The sequence below is a fragment of the Kribbella sp. CA-253562 genome, from assembly GCF_050942265.1.
Classification (GTDB): Bacteria; Actinomycetota; Actinomycetes; order Propionibacteriales; family Kribbellaceae; genus Kribbella.
Genome location: NZ_CP192049.1, coordinates 4,179,745 through 4,194,420, shown reverse-complemented (window position 1 = coordinate 4,194,420; position 14,676 = coordinate 4,179,745). Strand labels below are relative to the sequence as shown.

Sequence of the window (14,676 nt, the reverse complement as noted above, 5' to 3'; positions counted from 1 at the left end):
TTTGTGCTAGGTCCGGTGCACTCCGTTCTACCCGATGCGGTCCGGCGGCCCTCAAGATCGGACCTACCTTTATGAATCGTTTCATCCCGCTAGGAGTGCAATGTCGCGATCCTTCGCACCGACACACCTCCGATTCGACCACCACACCGCCGACGGTCCGGTCCTGGGCATCGGCACGGCCACTCCACGGCTGTCCTGGCAGATCCCATCGGCCGATCCCGGCTGGGCGCAAACGGCGTACGAGGTGGAGATCGTCCGGGGCACCGCGGCCCCGCGGACGTACGTCGTCGAAGCCGCCGATCAGGTGCTGGTGGCGTGGCCCGGCGACCCGCTCAACTCCCGCGAGCAGGCAATCGTCAGGGTCCGGGTGCGCGGTGCCGAGTGGAGTGAATGGAGCGAGCCGGCCGTCGTCGAGGCCGGGCTGCTCAGCACCGACGACTGGTCCGCGCGGTTCGTCAGCCCGCGCGAGATCGGCGACCACGACTCCCCCGCTCCCCTGGTGGCCGGCGAGTTCGACCTGCCGGACGGCGTCGTCCGAGCCCGGCTCTACGCGACGGCGCACGGCACCTACGTACCCGAGCTCAACGGCCGCCGCGTCGGCGATCTCGAGCTGGCGCCCGGCTGGACGGCGTACCAGTTCCGCCTGCGCTACCAGACCTACGACGTCACTGACCTGGTCCGCAGCGGCACCAACCGGCTGGAGTTCCTGCTCGGCAACGGCTGGTACCGCGGACGGCTCGGCTTCCACGGCAAGCACGGCCTGTACGGCGACCGCCTGGCCGTGCTCGCCCAGCTCGAGGTGACGACCGAGTCCGGTGAGGTCGTCGTGATCGGCTCGGACGAGACGTGGAGAGCGCGGGAGAGCGCGATCACCGCCGACGACCTGTACGACGGCCAGTCCACCGATCTCCGGCTGAGTCCCGGCGCGGAAAGCCCCGTCGACGTGCTCGACGCCGACCTGGGGCTGCTGGTGGCGCCCGATGGTCCGCCGGTCCGGATCACCGACGTGCTGCCGGCCGTGGCGGTGACGACCTCTCCCGCGGGCAAGACCCTGGTGGACTTCGGGCAGAACGTCGTCGGCCGGGTCCGGCTCCGGGTCCGTGGCGGTGCGGCCGGGGACGAGATCGTGCTGCGGCACGCCGAGGTGCTGGAGGACGGCGAGCTGGGAGTCCGCCCACTGCGCACCGCGAAGGCCACGGACACCTACATCCTGGCCGGCCCCGACGAGGTGACGCTGGAGTCGGAGCTGACCTTCCACGGCTTCCGGTACGCCGAGGTGACCGGCGTCCCCGGATTGGTTGCCGAGGACATCGAAGCGGTCGTGGTCGGCTCGGACCTGCGCCGGACCGGGTGGTTCGCGTCGTCGAACCAGACGCTCGACCGGTTCCACGAGAACGTCGTCTGGGGGATGCGCGGCAACTTCCTCGACGTCCCGACCGACTGCCCGCAGCGCGACGAGCGGCTCGGCTGGACCGGTGACATCCAGGTGTTCTCGCCGTCGGCGAGCTTCCTGTTCGACAGCGCCGGGTTCCTGACCAACTGGCTGGCCGACCTCGCGGCCGAGCAGCACAAGGACGGGTCGGTGCCGTACGTCATCCCCGACGTACTGCGGGATCCTGGGCCGTCCACAGCGGCATGGGGTGACGCGGCAACGATCGTCCCGTGGGTCGTGTACGAACGGACCGGTGACGCCGGCCTGCTCGCCCGCCAACTGCCGAGCATGAAGGCCTGGGTCGACCGAATGGTCGATCTGGCCGGTGACGACCTGTTGTGGACCGGTGGGTTCCAGTTCGGCGACTGGCTGGACCCGACAGCGCCACCGGACAACCCGTTCGCCGCCAAGGCCGATCCGGACGTCATCGCGACCGCCCACCTGGCCCGCTCCGCGGAAGTGGTTGCCCGGGCGGCCGAAGTGGTCGGCGACGCCGAACTGGCCGCCGAGTACGGCGAACTCGCGGACCGCGTGCGGCAGGCGTTCGCCGCCGAGTACACGACCGAGGGCGGCCGGGTGCTGAGCGACGCCGCCACGACGTACGCGCTGGCTCTGCAGTGGGCGTTGCTGCCCACCGAGGACCAGCGGCGTCGCGCCGCCGAGCGACTGGCCGACCTGGTCCGCACGTCGGGCTTCCGGATCAGCACGGGATTCGTCGGGACACCGCTGATGACCGACGCGCTGGCCGATACCGGACATCCCGCCCTGGCGTACCGGCTTCTGCTGCAGACAGGATGCCCCTCCTGGCTGTACGCAGTGACCATGGGCGCGACAACCGTGTGGGAACGCTGGGACAGCATGCTGCCCGACGGCAGCATCAATCCCGGCCAGATGACGTCGTTCAACCACTACGCTCTGGGTGCGGTCGCCGACTGGATGCACCGCCGGGTGGCCGGCCTCGCGCCGGGCGATCCGGGCTACCGCACGATCGTCGTCAACCCGCTGCCCACGGCCCTGCTGACCAACGCCTCGGCGCGCCACCTCACGCCGTACGGCGAGGCCGCGGTCGCGTGGAGCCGGGCCGACGGGCAGCTCAAGCTCAACGTCACCGTGCCGGTCGGTTCCACGGCGCAGGTTCACGTGCCCGGTCAGGACGCGCCGGTCAGTGTCGGTCACGGCACGCACGAGTGGACCACGGACGACACCTCCGCCGAGGTGCCGCCGCTACCGGCCGATGCGAGCATCCGGCAACTGATGGATCACGAGCCGACCTGGGACGCGCTCGTGTCAGCCGCCGTGGACCAGGAGGTCGTCACCGACGACGCGGACTTCGCCGCGCGGCTCGGGCGCTACCTCGACCGCCCCGCCAGCCAACTGGTCGACGCCGTCAGCCCGCGGAGCTTCTCGCCGTCGGCCGAAGCGCTGCAGGCCGAGCTCGACCGTTTGCTCACCCGCTGATGAACATCCCCTGGAGGTCACCGATGACGATCCGACGACGCACCTCAGGACTGGCCCTCGCCGCGGCCTGCTCACTCGCACTGACCGCCTGCAGCGCAGGCGATCTCGGTTCCAGCGACGACGCGGGCGGCTCGAGCTCGGTCACCATCACCTACCTGGCCGGCAACCAGGAGCAGGACGTCAAGGAAGCCCAGCAACTGATCAAGGACTTCATGGCCAAGACGCCGGGGGTCACGGTCAAGCTGGAGAGCCGGCCGGGCGGCACCGAGGGCGACAACATCGTCAAGACCCGGCTGTCCACCGGCGACATGACCGACGTGTTCTCCTACAACACCGGGTCGCTGTTCCAGGCGATCGCACCGCAGAAGAACCTGGTGCCGATCAGCGACCAGCCCTACATCGGCGACATCGACGAGAACTTCAAGAAGACCGTCACCGCCGGCGACCAGGTGTACGGCGTACCGGCCGGTGGTTTCATGGCCGGCGCGGTGCTCTACAACATCCCGGTCTACACCAAGCTCGGGCTGAAGGTGCCGACCACGTGGGCCGAGTTCATGGCCAACAACGCCAAGATCAAGGCCGCCGGCGGCGGGGTCGCGCCGGTGATCCAGACCTACGGCGAGACCTGGACCTCGCAGCTGTTCGTGCTCGGCGACTTCCACAACGTCGCCGCCGCCGAGAGCGACTTCGCCGACCGCTACACCAAGAACCAGGCCAAGTACTCCACCTCGCCGGCGGCCAAGAAGGGCTTCGAGCACACCCAGCAGGTGCACGACGCCGGGTACCAGAACAGCGACTTCGCCTCCGCGAAGCTGCCCGACGGACTCCGGATGCTTGCCCAGGGCAAGGGTGCGCACTACCCGATCCTGACCGGCGTGGTGAACGACATGATCGACACCTATCCCAACGGCGCCAAGGACGTCGGGCTGTTCGCGTTGCCTGGTGACGACGCGAGCAAGAACGGCCTGACCGTCTGGACCCCGAACGGCGTCTACATCCCGAACACCACCACCGGCGACAAGCTGGAGGCGGCCAAGAAGTTCCTCGCCTTCGTCGCCAGCCCCGACGGCTGCAAGTCGCTGGCCACCGCCGGCGTCCCGACCGGCCCGTACGCCGTGAAGGGCTGCGAACTGCCGGCCGACGTACCGCAGGCGATCAAGGACATGCAGCCCTACCTCGACAAGCCGGGCGGATCCAGCCTGGCGCTGGAGTTCCTGTCGCCGGTCAAGGGTCCGTCGCTGGAGCAGATCACCGTCGAGGTCGGCTCGGGCATCCGCAAGGCGCAGGACGGCGCGGCCCGCTACGACGAGGACGTCAAGAAGCAGGCCCAGCAGCTCGGACTGGCGGGCTGGTGAAGTCGGTGCGTGAGTTGATGCGAGGACGGGAGGCTCCATGAGTGCCACGTCGGTGCGTCCACGCTCGCGGGTCGACGCGTCCCCGGCCGCGCCGCCGGCCAAGGGCAAGGTCTACTCGCCGTACTCGAACTGGTTCTACCTGCCGTCGGCGGTGATCTACGGCGTGCTGTTCGTCGTCCCGACGTTCGCCTCGCTGTACTTCAGCCTGACCCGGTGGAGCCTGTTCGAGTCGAAGTTCATCGGGCTGGAGAACTTCCGGCTGTTCTTCCAGGAACCCCAACTGGTCAAGGGCTTCACGAACACGCTGATCTTCGCCGTCATCACGTCCGGGTCGAAGGTCGTGCTCGGGCTGCTGCTGGCGGTCCTCCTGACCTCGCAGATCATCGGCCGCGGGTACCTGCGGTCGGTGGTCTTCTTCCCGGTCCTGGTCAGCACGATCGGCGTCGGCCTCACCTTCACCGTGCTGATGAACCCCGAGCGCGGCCTGATCAACGGCGCGCTGGAGGTGATCGGCATCAACGGGCCGGGCTGGCTGACCGACCCGAAGTGGGCCCTGCTGTCGGTCGCGCTGGTCGACGTGTGGAAGGGCGTCGGGCTCGCGACGCTGATCTACATCGCGGGCATCGTGTCGATCCCGCGGGAGTACATGGAGGCCGCGCGGGTCGACGGCGCCAGTTCGTGGGAGACGTTCCGGCGGATCGTGCTGCCGCTGTCCCGGCCGGCCACCGTCACGGTGATCATCTTGTCGCTGATCGGCGGACTGCGCTCGTTCGACCTGATCTGGGCGATGACCCGCGGTGGGCCGGGCTTCACCTCCGACGTGATCGCGTCGGTGATCTACAAGCAGTACCAGGCCGGGTTCTACGGGCTGTCGACGGCGGGCAACGTGGTGCTGTTCGTCGTGGTCACCGCCGTGGTCCTGCCCCTGTTCTGGTACTTGAACCGCAAGGAGGTGGACATGTGAGTACCGCTGAACTCGTCAACCACCGGCCCGGGCGCAGCTATCTGCTGAGCGCCGTGGCGATCGTCGCCTCCGTCGTGGTGTTCGTCGTGCCGTTCGTGTTCATCGTGCTGACCGCGGTGAAGGACCGGCAGCAGGCCGCGCTGCTCGACTTCTCCTGGCCGCACCAGTTCCAGTTCGTCGAGAACTTCGTCGCGGTGATCGAGGCGCGCGACTACATGCTGGTGATCGCGTTCATCAACAGCACCGTGCTGACCGTCGTGAGCGTCACCGGCATGGTGGTGCTCGCCGCGATGGTCGGGTTCGTGCTCCAGCGGCGCCGCAGCCGCTGGAACCCGTTCATCAACTTCATCGTGCTGTCGGGGCTGATCATCCCGCCGGCCGTCGTACCGACGATCTGGGTGCTGCAGGGGCTGCAGTTGTTCCGCACGATGACCGGGCTGATCCTGATCGAGATCGCGTTCGGGTTGTCGTTCTGCATCCTGCTGTTCCGGGCGTTCGTCGCGACCATCCCCCGCGAGCTCGACGAGGCGGCGGTGATCGACGGGGCCGGGCCGCTGCGGCTGTTCTTCCGGGTGATCTTCCCGCTGCTGCGGTCGGTGATCGTGACGGTGGTCGTCGTGCAGTCGGTGAACGTGTTCAACGACTTCGTGAACCCGCTCTACTTCCTGCCCGGCGACCAGAACGCCACGGTGCAGCTGACACTGTTCAACTTCCAGAGTCAGTTCACCACGCAGTACAACCTGCTGTTCATGAACATCCTGCTGATCACGATCCCACCGCTGGTGATGTTCCTGTTCTTCAACCGCCAGATCGTCGCGGGCATGACGTCGGGTGCGGTGAAGGGTTAGGCCGACTTGCGGTAGATCAGGAAGGCCTGCGCGGTCTTCTCCCAGTCGATCGGCGGCCGGGTCAGCGTCACCACTTCGCTGAACCCGGCCGCCGTCAGCAGTGCGTGGATCGCGGCCGGTTCGTAGGCGTAGACCTTCAGGTCGATCGGATGCCCGTAGCCCTCGGTCAGGTGGAAGGTGCCGGTGCCGGCCTTGAAGCCGTGGAGGTATAGCCCGCCCGGCGCCAGGACGCGGTGGATCTCGGCGAACACCGTCGGCAGGTCCTCGGCCGGGGTGTGCACCAGCGAGTAGAACGTCAGCGCTCCGGCCAGGCCGCCGTCCGGCAGGTCGAGGCCGAGCAGCGAGCCGACCTCGAACCGCAGATTGGGGTATTCCTTGCGAGCGAACTCCACCATCGCGGGCGAGAGATCCATCCCGAACGCGTCCATGCCGAGCTCGGCCAGGTACGCCGTGACGTGGCCGGGGCCGCAGCCGAGGTCACCCACTCGTCCGCCCTCGCCGGCGGCGAGCAGGTCGGCGTACAGGCTCAGCATCGCCCGGTGGTACGGATCGTCGAACATCGGCGCGACGATCTGGTGGTAGTCGGCGGCGACGGTGTCGTAGGAGCTCCGGGTGCTGTCGAGGTACGAAGTCATAGCCGAGCAGGCTAGTGATCGCCACCGACAAATCGCGCCCCGCGCCGCCTGTGGCGGCGCGGGGCGGGTGAGTAGATGCGGAGGTCGCAGGGCGGGGAGTGCGGGGACCGCGGCCGGTTACCGCCCGGCAGCCTGGTGTGCGGGTGGAGACCCCCTTACCGGCACTACCGGGCGACCTCGCTACCGCTCCCCTGCCTTCCTCCCCCGCCTTCCTCCCCCGCCTTCCTCCCCCGCCTTCCTCCCCCGCCTTCCTCCCCCGCCTTCCTCCCCCGCCTTCCTCCCCCGCCTTCCTCCCCCGCCTTCCTCCCCCGCCGGGTGCGTCGCCGCAGGCGGCGCACCCGGCGGAACGGATTACACTCCGGCGTAGTACTGCTCGACGGCCTCGTAGTCGACCGACGTGTCCGGCTTCAGGCCGAGGGACTCGTACTTCTTGCGGCGGGCCCGCATGTCGGCGAGCAAGATGGCGCGCGCGTGCACGGCGACCTCCGCGGCGACCTCGGCCGGAACAACGATCACCCCGTCGTCGTCGCAGCCGATCATGTCGCCGGGACTGACCTGGGTGCCGCCGCAGGCGATCGTCGTCTGGGTCTCGACGACCTTGATCCGGCCGGGGATGATCGTCCGGCCGCGGGCCCGCGAGCAGATCGGCGTACGCTGCGCGACGATCTCGGCGGTGTCACGGCAGTACCCGTCGGTGACGATGCCGGCCGCGCCGTTCTGCACCGCGCCCATCCCGTTCTCCGAACCCCAGAAGCCGACCTCCTTGCCGCCGCCGGCGTCCATCACCACCACGTGCCCCGGCGCGAGGTCACCCGGCAGCTTCACGTTGCCGGTCTCCTCGAACCAGATCCGGTGCGCCTCGACGATGTCCTGGGTGCTGTCCAGTTTCCACATCGGCCGGTTCGACGGGACCGCGCGGATCGTCGCCGCCGGCCCCCAGAACTTCATGCCCAGCCACAACGGCCGCACGTCCGGCGACATCAGCCCGATGTCGAAGTACCCGATGCCGTCCAGTGCGTCGGCGACGTCCACCACCCGCAGGTGCTTGTACAGGCTGCTCAGATCGTTGGCGTCGGCTGTTTCGGTCACAGTCACGGGGAGACCTTTCGGTTGATCCGGTAGTAGTGGGCGGCCGTACCTCCGAGCACGGCCGCGCGTTCGTCCTCGTTTTTCACCACGTGCTCGAGCGCGGTCCGCAGGTCGGTCCACGCTTCGTCGTACGACGCCCGCAGCAGCACCACGGGCCAGTTACTCGCGAGCATCAGCCGCCGGGCGCCGAAGCACTCGACCACCCAGCTCAGGTATCGCTCCAGCTCCGGCCACTCCCGGAGCTCGGTCAGCAGGTCGATCCCCAGCGACACCTTCATCGCCACCCGCGGACACTCCGCCAGCCGCCGCACCTGCCCAGCCCACGGCTCCCATCCCCCGGAGTCGACCGGCGGCCGCCCGAGGTGATCCACGACGATCCGCAACTCCGGTACGGCGTCCGCGAGCCCGAGCACCGCGTTGGTCTGCTCGGCGGTGACCGGTACGACGTCCCAACTGATCCCCGCCGCGGCAAGCTCCCGGAACAAGTCCACGGTCGCCGCTTCGGCCAACCAGTCGAGAGGAGCCCGCCCGACCAGACACCGCACTCCGCTGAAGGCGCTCGCGAACTTCGTCAGCCCGCCGCCCCCGCCTCCGGCGGGGGCGGCGGGTGGGGTGTTGGAGGGGCCGCCCCCGGCGACGCTTCGCTCGCCGGAGATGCTCCCGACTCGCGTGATCTCGCGGCGGGCGGCTTCCACGTCCGACAGCGGGAGCCAGCCGACGACGGCTCCGACGTACGGCGCCTTCTCCGCGTACTGGAGCAGCCGGTCGTTCTCCGCTGGTTCGTCGACCGACTGGATCAGGACCGTGCGGTCGACGCCGGCGCGTGCCAGCTCGGTGGCCAGATCGTCCGGCGAGTAGTCCCGGGCGATGGTGTCGTGCCGGTCGTCGCGCCACGGTTGGTCCTGGGCGGCGACCTGCCAGAAGTGGTGGTGGGCGTCGACGATCATCGGCCCTCCCACTCGATGTCCTCGTGGGCGAGGAAGGCCTTCACGCCGGCCTGGAAGTCGCGGCTGCCGTAGACCTCGGCAAGCACGTCCTCGGACTCGGCCGCGGCGCCGTCGCGCAGGATGCGGCGGTCGAACTCCTTCAGCGACGCGAGCGTGAGCGGCGCGTTGGCGCAGATCACCCGCAGCAGCTGCTCGACCCGCTCGTCCAGGTCCTCCCGCTCGACGACCTCGGTGACGAAGCCAGCGATCGCCGCCTCGGACGACGGCATCAACCCGGCGGTCAGCAGCAGCGCCATCGTGCGGCCGGCCCCCAGCCGTTGCTGCAGGCGCGCGATCACCAACGGCGGCAGCGTGTTGCCCAGCGTCCGCGCCACCGGCGCGCCGAACACCGCGTCAGGTGTCGCGACCACCAAGTCACAGCAGGCCGCCAACGCGAGCCCCGCGCCGACGGCCGGTCCCTGAACCACCCCGACCACCGGCACCCTGATCCGCAGGAAGCTCGTCAGCACCGCCGCGATCCGCCGCTCGTATTCCACTCCCTCCTTCCCGGTGGTGAAGGACGCGAACTGCCGGATGTCCGTCCCCGCCGCGAACGCCTTGCCCCCGGCGCCGCGCAGCACGACCACCCGGATCCCGCGGTCCTCGGCGACCACCTGCTCCACCGACGCCAACCCGTCGTACATCGGCCAGGTGATCGCGTTGCGCCGTTCCGGATTCGACAATGTCAGCCGCAGGATCGCGCCGTCCCGCTCGAACTGGAGTTCGCTCATTCGCCGAGTACCTCCGCGGTGTGCTCACCGAGCAACGGTGGGTGCCGCCGGATCCCCGCCGGCGTCCCGCTCAACCGCACCGGTGACCCGAGCACCCGCACCGTGCCCTCGACCGGATGCTCGATCGCCTGCACCATCCCGCGCGCCTTGACGTGCGGATCCTCCTCCAGCACGTACCGGTAGTCCCGAATCGGCCCAGCCGGTACGCCGGCCGCCAGCAGCAGCGCGACCCATTCGTCGGTCGTGGCCGTGGCCAGCCGTTCCTCCAGGACCGCGGCCAACTCGTCGCGATGAGCCATCCGGTCGGTGTTCGTCACGAAGCGTTCGTCGGTGAGCAAGTCGGTGACCTCCAGTGCGGTGCAGAGTCGTTGCCAAAGGCGCTCGTTGTTCGCCCCCAGCGTGAGGTGACCGTCCTTGGTGCGCAACGCCTGGTACGGCGCGGACATCCGGTTCGCCGAGCCGAGTGGCTGCGGCACCTCGCCGGTCGCCCAGTACTCGGTCGACTCCCACACCGACATCGCCAGCGCCGCCTCGAACAGCGACGTCTCGACGTACTGGCCGAGTCCGGTGCGCTCCCGGGCGTGCACCGCCGACACGATTCCGAAGGCGCAGAACAATCCGGCGCCGAGGTCCCCGACCGGCAGTCCCGACTTCATCGGCGCGCCGCCGGGCGCACCGGTGATGCTCATGACGCCCGACATCGCCTGTGCGATCAGGTCGTAGCCCGGCCGGTCGGCGTACGGGCCGGTCTGGCCGAAGCCGGAGACGCTGGCGTAGATCAGCCGTGGGTTGAGCGCGGCCAGCGTCTCGTAGTCGACACCGAGCCGCCGGGTCACACCGGGCCGGAAGTTCTCCACCACGATGTCGGCGGTGCGGACCAGCCGGTGGAACGACGCCAGGTCGTCGGCCGACTTCAGATCGAGGCAGACGCTGCGCTTGTTCCGGTTGAGGGCGAGGAAGGCTCTGCTGTCCTCGCCGTGCACCGCGTAGCCCCAGGAGCGGCGGGTCTGGTCACCCCGGGCCGGGTTCTCGATCTTGATCACGTCCGCGCCGAGGTCGGCCAGCAGCATCGTGCAGAACGGCCCGGCCATCACCTGGGTCAGGTCGAGCACCCGCAGCCCGTCCAGCGCCCCGGCCGGGCCGGGAGCGTCCGGCGGACCAGCTGTCTGCGCCGTGTCGGTCATCAGCCACCCAGTCCGGCGTTCGCCTCGGTGAAGAACGAGTCGGCCGCCTGCTGCACGGTTTTCTTGCCGAAGGCAATCTCCTCGTAGGCCCTGGTGAAGGCCGATTCGAAGGTCGCCTGGTAGCCCGGCGGGTAGAGGATCGTCGGCGGCTTGTTCGCCGCGATCTTCGAGAACAGCTCCAGCTCGTGCTTCTTCAACGCCGGCAGCGCCGGGTCGTCGATCTGGGCCTGCAGCACCTTGGTGTTGGTGGCCGCGCCGTTGTCGGACTTGAACGTCTTGCCGGCCTCGAGATCGTTGGTGAAGAAGTCGATGAACGCCGCGGCGGTCGGCACGTTGTCGCAGTTGGTCGGGATCGCGAACCCGGAGCTGAACAGCGCGTTGCCCGGGCCGCTCGGCCCCGAGGGCATCGGCAGGGTGGTCAGCTTCTGCCCGCCGGCCTTCCCGGCCAGCGTCGCCGAGGCCGGCGTCAGCGCGTTGCCCGGCATGCTGTCGGTCATCAGCCGGCCTTGGGCGATGAAGTTCTGCTCGGCACCCTCGGGCTCGTCGGCCTGGGCGTCCGCGCTCATCGTCGCGCCCGCCTTGCGCAGCTTCTCCCACATCTCCCAGTACTCGACCAGCGACTCCTTGCTGAAGCCGAGCTTGCCGTCGTCGGTGAACAGGTTCGTGCCGTTGGCCAACTGGTAGGCGATGAAGTAGTTCGGCAGTCCACCGCGCGAACCGGCCGCGAAGACGCCCTCGGGCAGCTTGCCCTTGGCCGACGCGATCCAGTCGGTGTACTGCTTCCAGTCGTAGCCCTCCGGCGGCAGCCCGATTCCGGCCTGCTTGGCGAGCGTCTCGTTCACGCCGACCGCGTCGTACGCGGCGCCGTACGGGAGGAAGTAGAGCTTGCCGTCCGGGCCGCGGCCGGTGTCGACGACCTCCTTCGGGATGTCGTCGACCTTGATCGCGCCGGACTCGATCATCGGGTCCAGCGGCAGCAGTACCTTGCGCTTGGTGTAGTCGTTGAGCTGGCGTCCCTGCAGCTGCATCACACACGGCAGGGTCTTGCTGGAGGCCTGGATGTTGAGCTTGTTGAAGTAGTTGCCGAAGTCGGCGTTCTGCCGGTCGATGGTCACGCCGGGGTGGGCCTTGACGAACATGTCGGCCACCGCGTTGGTCTTGGCCGCCCGGTTCGCGCCACCCCAGAAGGTGAGCTGCAGGCTGCCGGTCACCTCGCCCTTGCCGTTCTGCGCGCCGGCGTCACCGGCGGCGCTGTCGCCCACCGACGTACCGTTGCATCCGGCAACCACCAACAGTGCGGCCGTGGCGAGCGCCGCCGTACGAGTGCGTTTCATCGAAGATCTCCAGTCACTTGAGGCCGGTGGTGGCGACGCCCTCGATCAGCAGCTTCTGCGCCCCCAGGAAGAAGCCGACGATCGGAGCCAGGGCGAGGGTGGACATCGCGAACAGCGAGCCGTACGCCGATTCGCCGGTGACGTCCAGGAACGAGTTGAGGCCGAGCGAGACCGTCCACAGCTCGGGCCGGTTCAGGTAGAGCAGCGGACCGAGGAAGTCGTTCCAGCTGGCGATGAACGTGAACAGCGCGGTGGTGCCCAGCGCCGGCAGCGCCAGCGGCATGATGATCCGGCTGAAGGTGCGCCAGTGCCCGCAGCCGTCGATCCGCGCCGCGTCGTCGAGCTCGCGCGGCAGCGTCCGGATGAACTGGACCATCAAGAAGATGAAAAACGCCTCGACGCCGAGCCACTTGGGCACGACCAGTGGCAAGTAGGTGTTCATCCAGGCCAGTTCGTTGAACAGGATGTACTGCGGCACCAAAGTGACGTGATAGGGCAACAACATCGTTGCCAGCAGCACCCCGAACAGAATGCGCTTGAACGGGAACTCCAGCCGCGCGAAGGCGTAGGCCGTCAGCGAGCAGGACACCAGGTTGCCGACGATCGACAGGCCGGTGATCGCGACCGAGTTCACGAAGTAGCGGGAGAAGTCGAGCTGCCCCGCGGTCCAGCCGTGCTTGTAGTTGTCCAGCGTGTAGTTCTTCGAGAACAGGCCGAGGCTGTTCATCACCTCGGCCGACGGCCGGAACGACGCGGCCACCATCCAGACCACCGGGTACAGCATCACGATCAGTACGCCGATCAGCAGCGCGTGCCGCAGCAGCCCGATCACCAGCGGGTTCCGGGTCTGGCGCCGGCCGAAGAACGGGCGGGCGCCGACCGTCAAGGCCGTCATCGCTCGTCCCCGTAGTACACCCACCGCTTGGCGGTCAGGAACAGGAATCCGGTGAAGGCGGCCAGCACGACCACCAGCACCCACGCCATCGCCGAGGCATAGCCCATCTTCAGCTCCGCGAAGCCCTGCTGGTACAGGTACAAGGTGTAGAACAGCGTCGAGTCGGCCGGTCCGCCCGATCCCCGGCTGACCACGAACGCGCCGGTGAACACCTGGAACGCGTGGATCGTGTCGAGCAGCAGGTTGAAGAAGATCAACGGCGTCATCAGCGGCAACGTGACGCTGAAGAACCGCCGGATCGGCCCCGCTCCGTCGACCGCGGCCGCTTCGTGCAGTTCGGCCGGGACCTGCCGCAGGCCGGCCAGGAAGATGATCATCGTCGCGCCGAACGCCCACAGGTTGAGCGTGACGATCGTCCACAACGCCGTCCCGGGACTGCCGACCCAGCTGCCGTGCGTGATGCCGAACAGGCTGAGCACCTGGTTCACCAGCCCGGTGCTGCCGAACATCTGCCGCCACAGCACCGCGATCGCGACGCTCGCACCCATCAGCGACGGCAGGTAGAACAGCGCGCGGTAGCCGGACAGGAACTTGATGCCCTTGTTCAGCAACAGCGCGAGCACCATCGAGATGATCAGCAGCAGTGGAACCGAGACCACGACGTAGATCAGCGTGACCTTGACCGACGACAGGTAGCGCGGGTCGGCGGTGAACATCCGGCGGAAGTTGTCGAGCCCGATCCAGCGCGGTGCGCTGAGCAGGTCGTAGCTGGTGAACGCGAGGTACGCGGAGTACAGCATCGGCCCGAGCGTCAGCAGCACGATGCCGGCCAGCCAAGGGCTCAGGAACAAGTACGCTGTGAGCCCTTCCCTGCCTGTGCGCGTGTTCATCATGAGCTGCTGCCCTTCCGGGTGTGGGCCTCGACGCGGTCGGCCAGATGCTGTGCGAGCAGACCGCCCAGAGGCACCTGGACGTCGGACTCACGCGCGGCCGCGACGACGTCCCACAGATCCTTGCTCCACGGCCGGTTCCGCACCGGCGTACCGGCTTCGTCGTACGCGGCGGCGACGCGGTCGAAGAATCCCCAGTTGCGGGTGATCCAGGAGTCCCCCGTGCTGGTGGAGACCGCCTCCAGCACGGTCTGCTCCGGTACGCCGTACGCGCCGGCCAGGTCTAGTGCCTCCTGCGCACCGGCGAGCGCGGCGAACATCATCAGCTGATTGGCGAGCTTCACCGCGGCGCCGGCGCCCGAGGGACCGACGTGCAGGACGGTCTCTGCGACCGCGTCGAGCACCGGTCTCGCCTGCGCGAGCACCTCCTCCCGGCCACCGGCCATCACAGTGAGAGAACCGGACAGCGCTCTCTCCGCTCCCCCACTGACCGGTACGTCGAGCAGTCCGATGTTCTGGTCCTCGGCTTCGCGGGCCAGCCGTTGCGCTGTGCCAGGGAGGATCGTGCTGTGCACGAGCACCACTGATCCCGCCGCCAGGAGCGGGACCAGTTCGCCCAGGATCTCGGTGACCGCCTCGTCGTCGGGAACGGCGAGAGCGATCACCCCGCACTCGGCCAGGTCCCGCGGACCGTCGACCACGTCGGCCTCGAGCCCGTCGGCGCGCGCCGGTTCCGGGTCCAGCACCTTCAGCGACCAGCCGTCGCGTCGCAGGGATTCCGCCATCGGACGGCCCAGGTTTCCCAGCCCGGCGAAGCCGATGGTCGTGGTGGTTCGGTCGATTTCCTGGGCCACGAACGCCTCCAGTTCGTCACG

The 14,676-nt window shown here is 68.7% G+C and carries 13 protein-coding genes; 4 read left to right on the top strand and 9 right to left on the bottom strand.

What is annotated here, in order from left to right; translation table 11 throughout:
- The first annotated feature begins 100 nt into the window (after window positions 1-100).
- The 4 genes from ACQPXM_RS19835 to ACQPXM_RS19820 are packed head-to-tail and all read left to right on the top strand — an operon-like array spanning window position 101 to window position 6,057.
- The gene (locus tag ACQPXM_RS19835; RefSeq protein ID WP_432950715.1) at window positions 101-2,890 is read left to right on the top strand and encodes a family 78 glycoside hydrolase catalytic domain; all 2,790 of its coding nucleotides are present in this window, start codon (window positions 101-103) and stop codon (window positions 2,888-2,890) included.
- A 23-nt stretch (window positions 2,891-2,913) separates the two neighbouring features.
- Entirely contained in the window at window positions 2,914-4,245 is a 1,332-nt protein-coding gene (locus ACQPXM_RS19830; protein ID WP_432950713.1) for an ABC transporter substrate-binding protein, read from the top strand.
- Between the two features lie 37 nt (window positions 4,246-4,282).
- Complete coding sequence (locus ACQPXM_RS19825) at window positions 4,283-5,209, top strand: carbohydrate ABC transporter permease (protein WP_432950711.1); 927 nt, start codon at window positions 4,283-4,285, stop codon at window positions 5,207-5,209.
- Window positions 5,206-6,057, top strand: coding sequence for a carbohydrate ABC transporter permease (locus tag ACQPXM_RS19820; RefSeq protein ID WP_432950709.1), 852 nt, complete (start codon window positions 5,206-5,208; stop codon window positions 6,055-6,057). The genes ACQPXM_RS19825 and ACQPXM_RS19820 overlap by 4 nt, the downstream gene beginning before the upstream one ends.
- Here ACQPXM_RS19820 and ACQPXM_RS19815 read toward each other — a convergent pair.
- The 9 genes from ACQPXM_RS19815 to ACQPXM_RS19775 all read right to left on the bottom strand — a co-directional run bounded on the left by ACQPXM_RS19815 (window position 6,054) and on the right by ACQPXM_RS19775 (window position 14,655).
- Window positions 6,054-6,692: a methyltransferase domain-containing protein gene (locus tag ACQPXM_RS19815; RefSeq protein WP_432950707.1), complete on the bottom strand. Its 639-nt coding sequence runs from the start codon at window positions 6,690-6,692 to the stop codon at window positions 6,054-6,056. The genes ACQPXM_RS19820 and ACQPXM_RS19815 overlap by 4 nt on opposite strands.
- Before the next feature lie 351 nt (window positions 6,693-7,043).
- Entirely contained in the window at window positions 7,044-7,787 is a 744-nt protein-coding gene (locus ACQPXM_RS19810; RefSeq protein WP_432950705.1) for an RraA family protein, read from the bottom strand.
- Window positions 7,784-8,728: an amidohydrolase family protein gene (locus ACQPXM_RS19805; protein ID WP_432950703.1), complete on the bottom strand. Its 945-nt coding sequence runs from the start codon at window positions 8,726-8,728 to the stop codon at window positions 7,784-7,786. Before ACQPXM_RS19805 ends, ACQPXM_RS19810 begins: the two co-directional genes overlap by 4 nt.
- Window positions 8,725-9,498, bottom strand: coding sequence for an enoyl-CoA hydratase (locus tag ACQPXM_RS19800; RefSeq protein WP_432950701.1), 774 nt, complete (start codon window positions 9,496-9,498; stop codon window positions 8,725-8,727). The genes ACQPXM_RS19805 and ACQPXM_RS19800 overlap by 4 nt, the downstream gene beginning before the upstream one ends.
- The gene (locus ACQPXM_RS19795; RefSeq protein WP_432950699.1) at window positions 9,495-10,682 is read right to left on the bottom strand and encodes a CaiB/BaiF CoA transferase family protein; all 1,188 of its coding nucleotides are present in this window, start codon (window positions 10,680-10,682) and stop codon (window positions 9,495-9,497) included. The genes ACQPXM_RS19800 and ACQPXM_RS19795 overlap by 4 nt, the downstream gene beginning before the upstream one ends.
- Window positions 10,682-12,016, bottom strand: coding sequence for an ABC transporter substrate-binding protein (locus ACQPXM_RS19790; RefSeq protein ID WP_432950697.1), 1,335 nt, complete (start codon window positions 12,014-12,016; stop codon window positions 10,682-10,684). The genes ACQPXM_RS19795 and ACQPXM_RS19790 overlap by 1 nt, the downstream gene beginning before the upstream one ends.
- Window positions 12,017-12,029: 13 nt before the next feature.
- Window positions 12,030-12,911 (bottom strand): carbohydrate ABC transporter permease, encoded by an 882-nt coding sequence (locus ACQPXM_RS19785; RefSeq protein ID WP_432950695.1) that lies wholly within the window; start codon window positions 12,909-12,911, stop codon window positions 12,030-12,032.
- On the bottom strand, window positions 12,908-13,801 hold the full coding sequence (locus ACQPXM_RS19780) for a carbohydrate ABC transporter permease (RefSeq protein ID WP_432950693.1): 894 nt from the start codon (window positions 13,799-13,801) through the stop codon (window positions 12,908-12,910). Before ACQPXM_RS19780 ends, ACQPXM_RS19785 begins: the two co-directional genes overlap by 4 nt.
- Window positions 13,801-14,655: an NAD(P)-dependent oxidoreductase gene (locus ACQPXM_RS19775; protein ID WP_432950691.1), complete on the bottom strand. Its 855-nt coding sequence runs from the start codon at window positions 14,653-14,655 to the stop codon at window positions 13,801-13,803. Before ACQPXM_RS19775 ends, ACQPXM_RS19780 begins: the two co-directional genes overlap by 1 nt.
- Between the last annotated feature and the right edge of the window lie 21 nt (window positions 14,656-14,676).

Coding starts and splice junctions, on each gene's coding strand:
- ACQPXM_RS19835 (WP_432950715.1), top strand. CDS start 101: ATGTCGCGATCCTTCGCACCGACACACCTCCGATTCGACCACCACACC.
- ACQPXM_RS19830 (WP_432950713.1), top strand. CDS start 2,914: ATGACGATCCGACGACGCACCTCAGGACTGGCCCTCGCCGCGGCCTGC.
- ACQPXM_RS19825 (WP_432950711.1), top strand. CDS start 4,283: ATGAGTGCCACGTCGGTGCGTCCACGCTCGCGGGTCGACGCGTCCCCG.
- ACQPXM_RS19815 (WP_432950707.1), bottom strand. CDS start 6,692: ATGACTTCGTACCTCGACAGCACCCGGAGCTCCTACGACACCGTCGCC.
- ACQPXM_RS19805 (WP_432950703.1), bottom strand. CDS start 8,728: ATGATCGTCGACGCCCACCACCACTTCTGGCAGGTCGCCGCCCAGGAC.
- ACQPXM_RS19800 (WP_432950701.1), bottom strand. CDS start 9,498: ATGAGCGAACTCCAGTTCGAGCGGGACGGCGCGATCCTGCGGCTGACA.
- ACQPXM_RS19795 (WP_432950699.1), bottom strand. CDS start 10,682: ATGACCGACACGGCGCAGACAGCTGGTCCGCCGGACGCTCCCGGCCCG.
- ACQPXM_RS19790 (WP_432950697.1), bottom strand. CDS start 12,016: ATGAAACGCACTCGTACGGCGGCGCTCGCCACGGCCGCACTGTTGGTG.
- ACQPXM_RS19785 (WP_432950695.1), bottom strand. CDS start 12,911: ATGACGGCCTTGACGGTCGGCGCCCGCCCGTTCTTCGGCCGGCGCCAG.
- ACQPXM_RS19780 (WP_432950693.1), bottom strand. CDS start 13,801: ATGAACACGCGCACAGGCAGGGAAGGGCTCACAGCGTACTTGTTCCTG.